The 13,455-nt window shown below is 72.9% G+C and carries 17 protein-coding genes; 6 read left to right on the plus strand and 11 right to left on the minus strand.

Translation table 11 applies throughout. The features are described from left to right. Positions 1-9 precede the first annotated feature (9 nt). From ACZ7C5_RS31870 to ACZ7C5_RS31885, 4 genes are all read right to left on the minus strand, one after another. Positions 10-537 carry a hypothetical protein gene (locus tag ACZ7C5_RS31870; RefSeq protein WP_470324018.1) on the minus strand — a complete coding sequence of 176 codons (528 nt, stop codon included), beginning with the start codon at positions 535-537 and terminating at the stop codon, positions 10-12. A 168-nt stretch (positions 538-705) separates the two neighbouring features. Then, positions 706-909, minus strand: coding sequence for a hypothetical protein (locus ACZ7C5_RS31875; protein ID WP_188297806.1), 204 nt, complete (start codon positions 907-909; stop codon positions 706-708). 302 nt (positions 910-1,211) lie between these two features. After that, positions 1,212-1,547, minus strand: a complete 336-nt coding sequence (locus tag ACZ7C5_RS31880) for a hypothetical protein (protein ID WP_401079543.1) — start codon at positions 1,545-1,547, stop codon at positions 1,212-1,214. Between the two features lie 240 nt (positions 1,548-1,787). Continuing rightward, positions 1,788-2,324, minus strand: a complete 537-nt coding sequence (locus ACZ7C5_RS31885; protein ID WP_470324019.1) for an ATP-binding protein — start codon at positions 2,322-2,324, stop codon at positions 1,788-1,790. 71 nt (positions 2,325-2,395) lie between these two features. Between ACZ7C5_RS31885 and ACZ7C5_RS31890 the strand changes: the two genes are divergently transcribed. Both ACZ7C5_RS31890 and ACZ7C5_RS31895 read left to right on the plus strand, forming a co-directional pair. Then, complete coding sequence (locus tag ACZ7C5_RS31890) at positions 2,396-3,277, plus strand: helix-turn-helix domain-containing protein (protein WP_470324036.1); 882 nt, start codon at positions 2,396-2,398, stop codon at positions 3,275-3,277. Beyond that, complete coding sequence (locus ACZ7C5_RS31895) at positions 3,274-3,465, plus strand: DUF397 domain-containing protein (protein ID WP_401079539.1); 192 nt, start codon at positions 3,274-3,276, stop codon at positions 3,463-3,465. The genes ACZ7C5_RS31890 and ACZ7C5_RS31895 overlap by 4 nt, the downstream gene beginning before the upstream one ends. Positions 3,466-3,467: 2 nt before the next feature. Here ACZ7C5_RS31895 and ACZ7C5_RS31900 read toward each other — a convergent pair whose 3' ends face one another. From ACZ7C5_RS31900 to def, 3 genes are read right to left on the minus strand one after another with little or no spacing between them, the layout of a single operon-like run. Then, entirely contained in the window at positions 3,468-3,644 is a 177-nt protein-coding gene (locus ACZ7C5_RS31900) for a hypothetical protein (RefSeq protein WP_470324020.1), read from the minus strand. Between the two features lie 23 nt (positions 3,645-3,667). After that, on the minus strand, positions 3,668-4,336 hold the full coding sequence (locus ACZ7C5_RS31905; RefSeq protein WP_470324021.1) for a class I SAM-dependent methyltransferase: 669 nt from the start codon (positions 4,334-4,336) through the stop codon (positions 3,668-3,670). Continuing rightward, positions 4,333-4,917: a peptide deformylase gene (def, locus tag ACZ7C5_RS31910; protein ID WP_401079532.1), complete on the minus strand. Its 585-nt coding sequence runs from the start codon at positions 4,915-4,917 to the stop codon at positions 4,333-4,335. Before def ends, ACZ7C5_RS31905 begins: the two co-directional genes overlap by 4 nt. A gap of 60 nt (positions 4,918-4,977) precedes the next feature. On the opposite strand from def, the gene ACZ7C5_RS31915 reads away from it, so the two are divergent. Next, positions 4,978-5,511 (plus strand): winged helix-turn-helix domain-containing protein, encoded by a 534-nt coding sequence (locus ACZ7C5_RS31915; protein ID WP_401079530.1) that lies wholly within the window; start codon positions 4,978-4,980, stop codon positions 5,509-5,511. Positions 5,512-5,547: 36 nt separating this feature from the next. Here ACZ7C5_RS31915 and ACZ7C5_RS31920 read toward each other — a convergent pair whose 3' ends face one another. The 4 genes from ACZ7C5_RS31920 to ACZ7C5_RS31935 form a co-directional block, all read right to left on the minus strand. Continuing rightward, positions 5,548-6,081 (minus strand): hypothetical protein, encoded by a 534-nt coding sequence (locus tag ACZ7C5_RS31920; RefSeq protein ID WP_401079528.1) that lies wholly within the window; start codon positions 6,079-6,081, stop codon positions 5,548-5,550. A gap of 123 nt (positions 6,082-6,204) precedes the next feature. Then, complete coding sequence (hemC, locus tag ACZ7C5_RS31925; RefSeq protein ID WP_401079526.1) at positions 6,205-7,140, minus strand: hydroxymethylbilane synthase; 936 nt, start codon at positions 7,138-7,140, stop codon at positions 6,205-6,207. 146 nt (positions 7,141-7,286) lie between these two features. Then, the gene (locus ACZ7C5_RS31930; RefSeq protein ID WP_470324022.1) at positions 7,287-9,593 is read right to left on the minus strand and encodes an ABC transporter permease; all 2,307 of its coding nucleotides are present in this window, start codon (positions 9,591-9,593) and stop codon (positions 7,287-7,289) included. Continuing rightward, positions 9,590-10,315, minus strand: coding sequence for an ABC transporter ATP-binding protein (locus ACZ7C5_RS31935; protein WP_401079522.1), 726 nt, complete (start codon positions 10,313-10,315; stop codon positions 9,590-9,592). The genes ACZ7C5_RS31930 and ACZ7C5_RS31935 overlap by 4 nt, the downstream gene beginning before the upstream one ends. 138 nt (positions 10,316-10,453) lie before the next feature. On the opposite strand from ACZ7C5_RS31935, the gene ACZ7C5_RS31940 reads away from it, so the two are divergent. The 3 genes from ACZ7C5_RS31940 to ACZ7C5_RS31950 all read left to right on the plus strand — a co-directional run bounded on the left by ACZ7C5_RS31940 (position 10,454) and on the right by ACZ7C5_RS31950 (position 13,391). After that, a complete protein-coding gene (locus ACZ7C5_RS31940; RefSeq protein WP_470324023.1) occupies positions 10,454-11,284 on the plus strand; it encodes a sensor histidine kinase in 831 nt (276 codons plus the stop codon). Between the two features lie 11 nt (positions 11,285-11,295). After that, the gene (locus ACZ7C5_RS31945; protein WP_401079517.1) at positions 11,296-11,997 is read left to right on the plus strand and encodes a response regulator; all 702 of its coding nucleotides are present in this window, start codon (positions 11,296-11,298) and stop codon (positions 11,995-11,997) included. A gap of 188 nt (positions 11,998-12,185) precedes the next feature. Next, positions 12,186-13,391, plus strand: coding sequence for a cytochrome P450 (locus tag ACZ7C5_RS31950; protein WP_401079515.1), 1,206 nt, complete (start codon positions 12,186-12,188; stop codon positions 13,389-13,391). Positions 13,392-13,455: the final 64 nt, after the last annotated feature.

Genomic DNA, 13,455 nt, shown 5'->3' on the forward strand with positions numbered 1-13,455 from the left:
GTTCCGGACTCACGCGACGCCCGGGCGCCGGCGGCGGTGGTAGGACCAGGCGAGGGCGATGGTGACCGGACCCCAGAACATCGCCGTCGCGGTGCAGACCCGCCCCAGCAGCATCCACCAGCCGTTGCTGTAGCCGACTTCCGCGAACACGCCCAGCCAGCCGAGGGGCATGCCGTCGAAGAGGGCCACCAGGACGAGGCCCCCGAGCACCGCAGGGACGACCGCCGCGAGCGGCGGCACCCGGCGCCCGCCCAGCACGGGCACCCAGCGCGGGAACACCTCGCCCCAGCCGCTGACCAGCCCCAGGGTCAGGACCGTCAGCGCCTCGGTGAGCACGCTCAGGCCGATCACGTACGGCGTGGCCCACCAGACGTACGCCCCGGCGTCCGGGTCGACGGTTCCCATCCGGAGGTCGAACGCGAACGGCAGCCGCCACAGACAGTGCGGCAGCACGACGAACGGGAGGGCCTTGGCGAGGCGCAGGGCCCATCGGGGAACGGGGCGTTCGGTGTCGCCCACCGGGATGTTCATCAGCATGCGTCCACGGTCCCGGGTGCCGCTCCCGCCCCGCGTCCACCGAGCGGCCCCACCGGCTCCCCCGAGCGAGCCAACCACCCCTCATCACAAGGGAGGAGACGGTCCGTCAGTGGCGGCCAACCGTTCCGGTGTGCGGCCCCCGGTCGGCGCCGGGGGCCGCGGCGGCGGTCAGCCGCCCATGCAGGCCTTCCACTGCGTGCGGGCGAACGCCGGGCCGCCAACCACGTAGTTGACGTCCCAGTTCGCGGTGCACTGTGCCGTCCTCGACGGTGGTACGGGAAGGGCGCTCGCCTGGGTGCCGGCGGCGAGGACGAACACGGGGGCCAGCACGGCCGCGGCGGCCGCAGTGGCGGCCAGTCGGCGGATCTTCATGGGTGGGGATCTCTCCTTCGAGGCGGCCGGGCGCTCCGGCGCGGCCCCGCACGGAGGACGTGCGGGGCGCAGGAGCCCGGCCGGAACGGTCAACTCCTGGGCCAGATCCTGGCAGCACCCGATGACCAGGAAACATCCCCCGAATCTGGGATGCCCCCGGCCCCGGCCGGTGGGTGTCAGGGCCGGACCGGCTCCCCCGCGCGGACGGCCCGCAGGCCGCGTTCGACGGTCTCCCGGGCCCCGCCAGTGGGGGACAACGGTGACGCGGTCGCTCCGGAGGGTCTCCGGGCCCGCTCGTCGTCCTACGGCTGCTCGAACACCTCGATGTCCTCCAGGACGGAGATGGTCACCGCGACGTCGAGCGGCGAATCCCAGTCGACGTGGAGCAGGAACTCCACGCCACCGGCCTCCACTCCCGCCACCCCGTGCGGGCCGATGTTCGTCACGTAGACGTTCGCGGCACCGAGCAGCGGACGCCCGAGGGTTTTGGGGCCACCGCCGAGTCCGCCGAACTGGGGGGTGAATTCAGCCGCGGTGACGATCACCGCGGAGTCGAGGTCGATCACACCGTCCCAGTTCCAGTTCTTTCGGATCGTCCCCTGCTGGCCTCGGTAAAGGATGCGAAGTGAGCGGGCCATCGGTGAACTCCTCTCGCGAATTCCCCTCGCGCTGCGGCACGCAGACCGTCGTCGCGTTCCACTTCAAGTCAAACATCGAACGATCCGCGCGGCATCTCGACTGCCTCCGAAACCAAGGTGCCGATGACCAACTGGGCGGCGATTTCAGGGAGTAACCGCCCAAGGCAGGAGGAGTGGGAAGTCGGTGGGGCCGGCTTCCCACTCCTGGCGGCTGATCGGGGCGTGGGGGTATGGCGGGGTTCAGGGGGTGTCGGGGGTGGTGGCCGGATCGGTGGTGGGGGCCGGGTCTGGGAGGTCGATCTCGGCCCATACGGTCTTGGCGTTGGGCTGGCGGGGGATGGTGCCCCAGCGGTGACAGAGGGCGTCGACGAGGGTGAGGCCGCGTCCGGTCTGGGCGTTGGGGGTGTGGACGAGGGGGAGGACGGGGAGTCTGTCGCCCCTGGGGTCGCTGATCTCGATGCGGAGGGTGGTGCCCCGGCGCACGGTGATGGTGAGGGAGAGGTGAATTTCGAACCCGCGCCCCGAAACGCGTCCGTGCGTGATCGCGTTGGCAGCCAGCTCTGCGATGACCAGCAGGGCGCAGTGGAAGTGCTCGGTGTGGGTGGAGTCCAGCCCCCAGTCGGTGAGTTGACGCCTCGCCAGGCGTCGGCAGATGGCCGCACCCTTGGGGGTGGCGTTGAGGAGGGCGCTGTGGGACTGGGGGTTGCCGAGGGGATTTCGGTCGTCATGGGAATCAGGCGTGGCGGCGTGGACGTACGCTGGCCAGGAACTCGACAAGCACGGAGAGTGCCTGTGCGGGTGCGGACAGCCTTTTGTTTCGTGGCTCAATCACAGACGGGGTGGTCGCGATGGGTGCGGCGCGCAACAGCGGGTCGGGCGACGTGATGCGGACGGAGTTGCCGGAAGATCTGACGGAAGTCTCGGACTTCTTCCATGCGATCGGGAAGCAGATCAAGCTTCTACGGGAGCAGGCCGGACTGACACAGAAGCAGCTTGGCGAGCGGATCGGCTACGGCGAACAGTTGGTCAGCGCGGTGGAGCGCGGACTGCCGACTCCGCAGCCCGAGTTCCTGGTCGCGGTGGACAGGGCCGTCAACGCCGGCGGCCTGATGGCCATCGCGGCGGATGACGTGATGAAGGCGCGGGCCAAAGCGCGGTTGCGACACCCGGCCTGGTTCCGGGGCTACGTGAGCCTGGAGGACGTGTCGATCGAGACGCACGACTTCGCCACGCTCGATATCCCGGGGCTGCTTCAGACCGAGGCGCACGCGCGAGCGGTCTACGCGATGAGGCAACCGGCCCTGTCCGAGGAGGTGATCGAGATGAGGGTGGCGGCCCGAATGGCACGCCAGGAGGTACTGACCCGCTGGCCTCGGGGGATGTTCAGCTGGGTGATCGACGAGAGCGTGCTGCGCAGACCGCTCGGCGGTTGGGACGTGCATGCGGAACAGCTCCGCCACCTCCTGGAGATCGGTCGGACCCGTGGAATGGTCATCCAGGTGCTGCCGCTGGACAGAACCGAGCACGCCGGAATGGGTGGGCCGTTCATTCTGATCACCCCCAAAGGGCGGCCTCAGCATGGCTACATCGAGGTGCAGACGAGCAGTAGGCTGATCACTGATCCGGATGAGGTCCAGATCATGAACGCGCGCTACAACATCCTCAGGGCGCAGGCCTACAGCCCCGAGGAGTCCCTGGCCTTGATCGAGAAGATCCTGGGAGAACGATGAACGCCGAGTTGGCATGGTTCAAGAGCAGCTACAGCGGCAACGAGGGCGGTGCCTGCGTCGAGGTCGCCGACACCCCCGGCACCGTCCACGTGCGTGACTCCAAGGACAAGTCCGGCCCCCAGCTCACCTTCTCCCCCACCGCCTGGCAGGCGTTCGTCACCTTCGCCGCCACCACCGAGGCCGCCTGACCCTACAGATCCACTCGGTACGGGTCCGGGGCCGGCGCGCGTCGGCCGCTGACGCTCTCCTCGCCGTTCTCGATGTGGCCCACGAAGCGGCGCCGGTAGGAGGAGTCCCCGGTGACGGTGAGGGTGAGGTTGTCGGCGCCGCCCTTGACCGGAACGGTCTCGGCGGCAGCGCCGAGCACGTCGAAATGCCGCGGGAGGTGACTCAGCCGGTGACGGGGCGGCCGGCGGCAGGCGTGGCCAGCAGGCAGACGTAGGAGCGGTCGGCTCGCTGCGGGTGCGGCTGTTCGAGCCGGGTCGTGACGGTGAAGCCGGCCCCCTCCAGCAGCTCGACGAGGCGCGCCATCGGGACCAGGTGCGAGGCGTACGACACCGGGTGGCCGTACGCCCGGGCAGGGCGCAGCAGTTGGGCCTCGCCCGCGTGCCCGCCGAGCAGCAGGTGGCCGCCGGGCGCGAGGACTCGGTGGAACTCGGCGAAGAGTTCCGGCAGTTGGCCGGCCGGCGTGTGGTGGACGGAGTACCAGGCGAGGATTCCGCCGAGCGCGCCGTCCGGAAGGCCGAGGGCGGCCATCGAGCCCTGTACGTAGCGCAGTCGGGGATATGCCCGGCGGGCGAGGGCGACCATCTCGCCGGACACGTCGACCCCGAAGGCCGACAGCCCCAGGCCGGACAGGTACGCCGTCACCCGCCCCGGCCCGCAGCCGAGGTCCGCGACCTCGCCGCCGCCGGACTCCCGCACCAGCTCCGCGAAGGCGGCGAGCATCGCCCGGGACGCCGGGTCCATGCCCTCCGGCGGGACGACGAGGCGCAGGTAGTCGGCGGCGACGGTGTCGTACGACGCGCGGACGGCGGCGAGGTGGGCGGGCTCGGTCACCCGGCCGCCTTCGCGGCCCTGGCGGCGCGCTCGGCGAAGATCTTCTCCCGCCGGTCGGCGGTCTGCTTCATCATCCGCTTGCGGTCGCGGGCGGAGAGGCGGTCGATGTAGAGCCCGCCGTTGAGGTGGTCGGTCTCGTGCTGGAGGCAGCGGGCGAAGTAGCCGGCGCCCTCGATCGTGATGGCCTCACCGTGCTGGTTGACGCCGCGCACCACCGCGTGGGCCGGGCGAGCGAGCCGGGTGTTGGCGCCGGGGACGGAGAGGCAGCCCTCGGTCTCCTCGATCAGGGCGCGGCCCGGCTCCTGCTCCTCGACCACCGGGTTGAGGATGTGCCCGGTGTGCCGGACGCCGTCGTCGTCGGGGCAGTCGTAGACGAACAGGCGCAGGTCGACGTCCACCTGGTTGGCGGCGAGGCCGCAGCCGTCGGCGACGTGCATGGTGGCGAACATGTCGTCGATGAGCTGCGCCAGGCGCTCGCTGCCGAAGTCCTCCTCGGTGGCCGTCCGGCAGGTGCGGCGCAGGATCTCCTCCCCCACCTCGGTGATCCGCAGGACGGTCGGGGGTTCGCGCAGCTCGGACACGGGCGCTCCTTCGAGGGACTGGGCTTGCTGTCGACTTTGCAAAGTAGCAGACTTTGCAAAGTGACCGAAGACCTCGTCAGAACCGGGTCCCTGCCCAACGGCCCGCTCCCCGAGCACGCCGTCCGCACCGCGCTGCTGGAGCTGTTGGCCGAACGCGGCACACTCACTTCCACGGAGGCGGCCTCGCGACTGGGCTACAGCTCGGGCCTGTGCTCGTTCCACCTGCGGCAGCTGGCCCGGTACGGGCTGATCGAGGAGGCCCCGGCCGCCGACGGGCGGGCCCGGCCCTGGCGGCTGCCGACGGCCCGACAGGCCTTGCCGGAAGGCGAGTTCGGCGAGCTGGCCCGTGGTCTGGAGGACGAGAGCCACCAGCGCTGGCTCGCCCGGCGGGCCGATGCCCCGGCCGAGTGGCAGCAGGACGAGGCCTTCAGCGCCGTCGTCTACCTGACGCCCGAGGAGCTGACCGCCGTCGGCGCGGCCGTCCGGCAGGTGCTGGCCCGCTACCGGGACCGCGACACCGACCCGGCCGCCCGGCCCGCCGGGGCCCGTCCGGTCGCCGCCGTCGCCCGGCTCTTCCCGCTCCTCGACCGGTAACCCGACCGACAACCCGGCCAGCCGGACAGCCGCCGGTCAGACGGTGCGCGAACGCGCCCGCACCGCCCGTACCAGCGGCCCGGCGCCCAGCCCCAGCACCGCCCCCAGGGCGACCCCCTGCACCCCGTCCCAGACGTCCTGCACGTCGCAGGCCCGCCCGATCGCCGGCACCGCGTACTGCACCGCCGACACCGCGAACGGCAGCACCGCCGCGCCCAGCAGCGCCACCGCGGCCCGCCGCCGGGTGCCCGCCAGCGCGGCCGCGAAGCCGACCGGGGCATACGTCGCCAGCTTGATCCCGATGTGCCGGACGTGCAGCAGCTCGTACGGTGACCGCGGCCGGCCGCCCTCCGTCGCGCAGTGCCGGACGCCGCCCTCCGAGAGCTGGAACGCCTCCGGCAGCAGCGTCCCCACGACCACCCCGCCGAGCCCGAGCAGCAGCACGAAGCCCACCACCCAGTGGGCCCGCAGCAACCGCCCCACCGGCCGGTTCCACAGAGCCGCGGGCACCAGCGAGAGCAGCAGCCCGGGCCAGAACATCGGCATCCCGCCGAGCACCGAACTGATCACGCCTCAAACGGACGCCCCGAACACCCGCCCGGTTCTCACCGGGGCGGGGAAAACCGCCGGACGGTCACCGCCCGGTCGCCGTGCGGCCCGCCGACGCGGGATCAGTGCGGCAACAGTGCCGGATCAGTGAGGGATCGAGGAGATCAGCTCCTGCGCCCCCTGCCGCTTGAGCGCCAGCGCCACCGAGGTCCCGAGGTCCTCCGGGCTGAGCGCGCCCGCCCACTCGTGGGCGTCCAGCACCTGCTTGCCGTCCGGGGTGAAGACCCGGCCGCGCAGCGAGAGGCGGCCGTCCCGCTCCGCCCTGGCGTAGCCGGCGATCGGGCTGTTGCAGTGCCCCTGGAGCGCGTGCAGGAACATCCGCTCGGCCGCCGCCTCGCGCCAGGTCTCGTGATGGCCGAGGCCGGTGACCGCCTCGATGGTCGCGGTGTCGCCCTCGCGGCACTGGAGCACGAGGATGCCGGCGCCGATCGGCGGGCACATCGCCTCGATGCCGAGCACCTCGGTGATCCGCGCCTGCTCGCCGATCCGTTCCAGGCCGGAGAGGGCGAGCAGCAGCGCGTCGGCGTCCCCGGCCGCCAGCTTGGCGAGCCGGCTGTTGGCGTTGCCGCGGATCGGGACGCACTCCAGGTGCGGGTGGGAGGCGGCGAGTTGGGCGACCCTGCGGACGGATGAGGTGCCGATCCGGGTGCCGGGCGGGAGGGCGGCGAGCGGCAGGCCGCCGGGGTGGACGAGGGCGTCGCGGATGTCGTCGCGGCGCAGGTAGGCGGCGAACACGGTGCCGGCCGGCAGCGGGCGGTCGGCGGGCACGTCCTTGAGGCAGTGGACGGCGACGTCGGCCTCCCCGGCGAGCAGCGCGGCGTCGACTTCCTTGGTGAACGCGCCCTTGCCGCCGAGCAGGGCGAGATCACCCGTCCAGCGGTCGCCCGAGGTGGTGACCGGTACCACCTCGGTGCGCAGGCCCGGGTGCAGGGCGGCGAGTTCGGTGCGGACCCGCTCGACCTGGGCGAGCGCCATGGGTGAGGAGCGGGAGACGATGCGGATCAGCTCAGCGGTGGCCATGGCGCGATGATAGGCGCCCTCACACCGGGACCTGAGCACGCGTCAGCACAGTGCACGGGCGCGGCGGACCCGGGCGCGACAGGCCCGGACGCGGCGGACGGCCGGCCGGGTGCTCCGGCCGGCCGGCCGCGACCGCCGACGCCCGCTCACTCGTTGTGCAGCACCTCGGCGATCGGCAGCCGGGCCGCCGAGCGGGCCGGGACGAGCGCGCCGAGGACGGCGATCGCGACGCCGGCCACGGCGAGGCCGCTCAGCAGCGGGACGCTCCAGACGTCGATCGTCTCCTCCGTGAACACGATCGTCCCGACGTTCTCGACGATCAGCCGGTGGGCCACCACCCCGACCGGGATGCCGATGATCCCGCTGACCACGCCCTGCCAGGCCACCGAGGTGACCGTCATCGCCACCACCTGCCGGGGCGTCATCCCGATCGACTTCAGCATGCCGAGGTCCCGGCGGCGTTCGCGGATGGTGAGCAGCAGGGTGTTGAAGACGCCCAGCGCGGCGACCACCGACAGCAGCACCGTGAAGATCGTGGTGAAGGCGATGACCGCGGCGATCGGCCCGCCCAGGTCGGGGTCGAAGACCGAGGCCGAGAGGCTCGGGTCGGCGTCCGTGACCGCCTTGCGGTACGCCTCGGCGTCGGCGCCCCTGGCGAGCGTCACGTCGTACTCGACCACGTGCGGGTCGTCGGTGAGCGCGGCCCTGGTGGCGTCGTTGGAGGCGAACGCCCTGGGGTTTCCCTCGGCCTCCTCGCCGACGAGGGTGACGGCCAGCTGCCGCCCGTCCAGGAGCAGGGTGAGCTTGTCGCCGAGCTTGAGCCCGTGCTGCCGGAGGAAGGACGGGCCTGCCTCGATCTCGTTCGGGCCGGTGGCCGGGCGGCCGTTCACCACCGAGAGCCACTTGGCGCCGACGCTGTCGCCGCCGTAGAAGTCGGCGAACGCGGGCTGGGGGTGGCCGGCCAGCCCGACCTGGACCAGCCCGCGGGTGCTGACCCGCTCGGCCCCGGGGGCGGCGCGCAGCATGGCCTCGGTCTGGGCCGGGGTGAGCCTGGGCTCGGTCCTGTCGCCCGAGAAGTGGGCGGTCTGGACGTTGACGTGGGTGTGGCCGTCGGTGTGGTCCACCAGTCTGGTCAGGGTGCTGCTCAGGCCTGCCGTCATCGTCACGGTGACGACGCCGAGCACGATCGCCGCCATGGTCAGCGCGGTACGGGCGGGGCGGGCGAAGGGCTGGCCGAGGCCGAGGCTGACGGCTCGCGGCAGCCGGGTGCCGCTCAGCCAACGCTGAATCCTCAGGCCGCGGCCGTTGCGCGGGGCGCTGCCGGCCGAGATGGACTGGGCGGCGGAGAGCCGGTGGGCGCGCGAGGCCGGGAGCAGCGCGGCGAGGACCACCAGCAGCGGGACGCCGGCCAGGGTGGCGAGCGGCAGCCAGCCGGCGGGCTCGATCACGGCGGTACCGGTGACGATGCCGGAGAACGCCGACTTGAGGATCGGGTACGACGCCACCCAGCCGGCCGCCGTACCGAGGACGGTGCCGGCGACCGCGGGCACCGAGACCATGGTCAGGTAGACGGTGACCACCTGGCGCGGGGTGAAGCCGATCGACTTCAGCACGCCGATGTGCCGGTAGCCGGAGACGACCGCGCCGCTCACCACGTTGCCGACGATCAGCGCCGAGACGACCAGGCCGAGCACGCCGAAGACCGTCATCAGCGGCAGGTAGGCGTCGGCCCCCGCCGAGAAGGCGTCCTTGAGCACCAGGTACGACTGGGCGCTGGTGACCGCTTCCTCCGGCAGGCCCTCGGTGGCGGTGTCCATGGCGGAGGTGAGCCGCTGCTCGCTCGCGGCGTCGGTGAAGCGGTAGAGCATCTGCCGGCCGGTGGGGTGCAGGGCGGCGGCCTGCTCGGGGGTGACCCAGCCGCCGGCGCTCTGGCTCATGCTGGTGGCGAAGCCGACGATGGTGAGGTGGCGGCCGCCGCCGATGGGGATCCGGGAGTTCAGGAACGTCTCCGCCGCGCCTCCGAACAGCGAGTTGAGGACCACCTCGCCGGGTGCGGCGACCCAGCGGCCGGACAGCAGCTCGACCCGGTCCACCGGCCCGGCCCGGTCGGCCCGGCCGACCAGGGTCAGCGGTCCTGGCGGGCTGCCGACCCAGTCGGTGGGGATCTCCACCGTCGCCTGGTCGAACGGCCCGGCGGCCGCCTCGACGCCGGGCCGGCGGGCGGTGGCGGCCAGCTGCTCCGCCGAGGCCCTGGCCGGGTCGAAGGACGCCACGACGTGCGCGCCGTGCTGCCCGTCGAAGGCCTCGTCGAAGGGGGCCCGGGCGGCGCTGATCACCGCGAGGGCGAGCAGCACCGTCGTGGTGGCGCAGAAGACGACCAGGCCGATCACTGCGGTCTGCACCCGGCGGCGCTTCACCGCCGCCCGCGAGGCCCGCCACACGGCTCCGGTCATGACTGCGGCTCCAGCATCCGCTCGTTCGCCACGCGGCCGTCCGCCATCTCGACCAGCCGGCTGGCGCAGCGGGTGGCCAGGGCGGGGTCGTGGGTGACGATCAGCAGGGTCTGGCCGATCTGGTTGAGGTCGATCAGCAGGTCCATCACCTGCTCGCCGGAGCGGCTGTCCAGCGCGCCGGTGGGCTCGTCGGCGAGCAGCAGGGCCGGGCGGTTCATCAGGGCCCTGGCCACCGCGACCCGCTGGCGCTCGCCGCCGCTGAGGGTGGCCGGGTAGACGTCCTTGCGGTGGGCGACGCCGAGTTCGTCCAGCAGCTCCAGTGCCCGGCGGCGGGCCTGGCGGGCGCTGGTGCCGGTCAGCTGGGCGGCCAGGGCGACGTTGTCGAGGGCCGGGAGGTCGTCGATCAGGTTGAAGAACTGGAAGACCATCCCGATGTGGCGGCGGCGGAACAGGGCCAGCCCGTTCTCGTTCAGCGGCCCGAGGTCCTGGCCCTGCACCCGGACGGTGCCGGCGGTGGGCCGGTCCAGCCCGGCCACCATGTTCAGCAGGGTGGACTTGCCGCAGCCCGAGGGGCCCATCACGGCGACCGCCTCACCCGCGCGGATCCGCAGGTCGACGCCGTCGAGCGCCTTGGCGTCGCCGAACTCCTTGTGGACCCCGGACAGCTCGACGACGACCTGCGCGTCGTCCGGCCGGGTGGTCCCGTCGTGGTCGTTGCTCATGGTGGACGACCGTAGGCGCGGGGCCCGGCCGGTACGTCCCACCCCGGGTGTAACCGCGGACGGCCGTAGTACCGGGGATGTACGGGGGCGGCACCCCCGGATGATGTGGATCATGCCGTGACCTGGGAGGATGGTGCTGTGTGGGGAACGGGGTGGGAGTGGGCGGCCGTCGCGACGGCCGCTGCGGCGAGCACGGCGGCCGGCTGGCTGGCCGTGGCACTCGCCAGGGCGCGGCGGCTGCACCGGACGGCCGTCGGCGAGCGCGGCTGGCTGCTGGAGCGGGAGCGGGAGAGCGCGGCCAGGACCGCCGTGGACGCCGAACGGGCCCGGATCGCGGCCGAGTTGCACGACATCGTGAGCCACAACGTGAGCCTGATGGTGGTGCAGGCCGGGGCCGCGCGCGAGGTGCTGGCCACCATGCCGGAGGAGGCGGCGGCCGCGATGGCCGCGGTCGAGGAGGCCGGGCGGGGCACCATGACCGAGCTGCGGCACCTGCTGGGCCTGCTGGCGCCGGCGGCGGACGGCAGCGAGGAGGCGCCGGCGGACGACTTCGCGCCGCAGCCGAGCCTGGGCCGGCTGAGCCCGCTGATCGACCGGTTCGCCTTCGCCGGGCTGCCGGTGGAGGTGCGGATCTCCGGCGAGCCGCGGCCGCTGCCCGGCGGCATCGACGTGACGGCGTACCGGATCGTCCAGGAGGCGCTGACCAACGCGCTCAAGCACGGGGACGGGGTGACGGCGGAGGTGACGGTGCGCTATGCGGACCACTACCTGCGGGTGGAGGTGCTCAACAGCGGTCCGAGCGTGCTCTCCGGCGGGGCCGCCCCCGCGGCGAGGCCGCCGGACGGCGCCGGACGCGGGCTGATCGGCCTGCGCGAGCGCGTCGCGGTGTACGGCGGGGACCTGGACGCCAGGCGCCGGCTCGGCGGCGGCTTCCGGGTCCGCGCCCGCATCCCGCTGGACCGGCCGTGACGGAGGGAACCATGGAGCACGAGCAGCAGCGGGAGCGCCGCCCCCGGGTGGTGATCGCCGACGACCAGGAGCTGGTCCGCACCGGCTTCCGGATGATCCTCAACGCGCGCGGCATCGACGTGGTCGCCGAGGCCGCGGACGGCGCCGAGGCGGTGGCCGCCGCCGTGCTGCACCGCCCGGACGTCGCGCTGCTGGACATCCGGATGCCCGGCACGGACGGCCTGGAGGCCGCCCGGCGCATCCTGGCGCAGGTACCAGGATGCCGGGTGATCATGCTGACCACCTTCGACCTGGACCACTACGTCTACGCCGCGCTGTCCGCCGGGGCCAGCGGCTTCCTGCTCAAGGACGTCACCTCGGCCCATCTCGCCGCCGCCGTACGGCTGGTGGACACCGGGGACGCGCTGCTCGCCCCCTCGATCACCCGGCGCCTGGTCGAGCGCTTCGCGGCGGGCGCCCCGCGCCCGGCGCCCGGCAGCGAGGGCCCGCCGCTGCACCGTGACCTCGCGCCGCTCACCCCGCGCGAGGCGGAGGTGCTCGCGCTGCTCGGTCGGGGGCTGTCCAACACCGAGCTGGCGCGCGAACTGACGCTCAGCGAGTCGACCGTGAAGACCCACGTGGCCCGGATCTTCGCCAAGCTCCACCTGCGCGACCGGGCGCAGGCGGTGGTGCTCGCCTACGAGACCGGGCTGGTCGCCCCGGGTGGCGGCTGACCGTCAACATCCGCCCCTGTCACCTCAATTCGCGTGACTATCATCCGAATCTCACTCCTTGGAGTTAAATCTTCACCAAATTCCCCTTTTTGCTATGTCATGGGGCACTATCTGCATGTCCACGCCCGAACAGCTACCGACACCTCGGGCGCCACCACCCGGCATGACGAGAACACTTGGACCGGCCCGTGACCACCACCGCCCCCGTGTGGGACTGCCCCTTCCACCACACCGAAGGCCTGGAGTTCGACCCCCTCCTGAAGCGGCTGCTCACCGAGGACCCGGTCGCCAGGATCCGGCTGCCGCACGGCGAGGGCGAGGCCTGGCTGGCCACCCGCTACGAGGACGTCAAGGTGGTCACCACCGACCGCCGGTTCAGCCGCGCCGCCGGCATCGGCCGCGACCTGCCGCGGATGACGCCCGCCCCGATCGCCCAGGCCGAGGCGATCAACCTGATGGACCCGCCCGCCCACAACCGGCTCCGCCGGCTGGTCGCCCAGGGCTTCACCAACCGTCAGGTCGAGCGGCTGCGCCCGACCACCCAGCGGACCGTCGACGGCTACTTCGACGAGATGACCGAGCACGGCGCCCCCGCCGACCTGATGCACTTCCTGGCCGCCCGCCTCCCGCTCACCACCATCTGCGACCTGCTGGACATCCCCGCCGCCGACCGCACCGAACTGCGCGGCCACGCGGTGGCGATGATGCGGATGGGCCCCGGCAGCCGGGACGGCCAGGAGGCCGCCAAGACGGCGCTGCGTGCCTACTTCGCCGAGCTGACCGCCGCCCGCCGGGCCCACCCCGGCGAGGACCTGATCAGCGCCCTCGCCACCGCCCGCGACGGCGACGAACTGCTGGACCCGGGCGAGCTGACCGTGATGGCGATGGTCCTGCTGGTCACCGGCCACGACACCAGCACCTACCAGCTCGGCAACATCACCCACACCCTGCTCACCCACCCCGAGCAGCTCGCCGAGCTGCGCGCCCGGCCCGGGATGCTGCCCCGGGCGCTGGAGGAGCTGCTGCGCTTCATCCCGTTCCGCCAGGGCGTCGGCATCGCCCGGGTCGCCACCGAGGACGTCGAACTGGGCGGGGTGCTGATCCGGGCCGGCGAGGCCGTGCACGTCTCCTACCTCACCGCCAACCGGGACCCGGCCTTCTACGAGCGCCCCGACGAGCTGGACCTCGACCGCGGCGCGCCCACCCACATGGCCTTCGGGTACGGCCAGCACCACTGCCTCGGCTCGCACCTGGCACGGATGGAGCTCCAGGTCGCCATCGGCACCCTGCTGCGCCGCTTCCCCGGCCTGCGGCTCGCCGTCGATCCGTCCGGACTCGACTGGGAGTCCGGCTCGATCTGGCGCTTCCCGCGCACCCTGCCGGTGGCCTGGTAGCCGGCCCCCTGCCGCCGGGCTCCCCGGCCCGCCGCCGCGCGGCGCCCGTACCGTTCCACGCATC

The sequence above is a fragment of the Kitasatospora sp. NPDC036993 genome (assembly GCF_055607525.1).

Bases quoted from the DNA above. Each gene is read 5' to 3' on its own strand.
- ACZ7C5_RS31870 (WP_470324018.1), bottom strand. From the start codon at position 537: ATGCTGATGAACATCCCGGTGGGCGACACCGAACGCCCCGTTCCCCGA.
- ACZ7C5_RS31875 (WP_188297806.1), bottom strand. From the start codon at position 909: ATGAAGATCCGCCGACTGGCCGCCACTGCGGCCGCCGCGGCCGTGCTG.
- ACZ7C5_RS31880 (WP_401079543.1), bottom strand. From the start codon at position 1,547: ATGGCCCGCTCACTTCGCATCCTTTACCGAGGCCAGCAGGGGACGATC.
- ACZ7C5_RS31890 (WP_470324036.1), top strand. From the start codon at position 2,396: ATGGGTGCGGCGCGCAACAGCGGGTCGGGCGACGTGATGCGGACGGAG.
- ACZ7C5_RS31895 (WP_401079539.1), top strand. From the start codon at position 3,274: ATGAACGCCGAGTTGGCATGGTTCAAGAGCAGCTACAGCGGCAACGAG.
- hemC (WP_401079526.1), bottom strand. From the start codon at position 7,140: ATGGCCACCGCTGAGCTGATCCGCATCGTCTCCCGCTCCTCACCCATG.
- ACZ7C5_RS31930 (WP_470324022.1), bottom strand. From the start codon at position 9,593: ATGACCGGAGCCGTGTGGCGGGCCTCGCGGGCGGCGGTGAAGCGCCGC.
- ACZ7C5_RS31935 (WP_401079522.1), bottom strand. From the start codon at position 10,315: ATGAGCAACGACCACGACGGGACCACCCGGCCGGACGACGCGCAGGTC.
- ACZ7C5_RS31945 (WP_401079517.1), top strand. From the start codon at position 11,296: ATGGAGCACGAGCAGCAGCGGGAGCGCCGCCCCCGGGTGGTGATCGCC.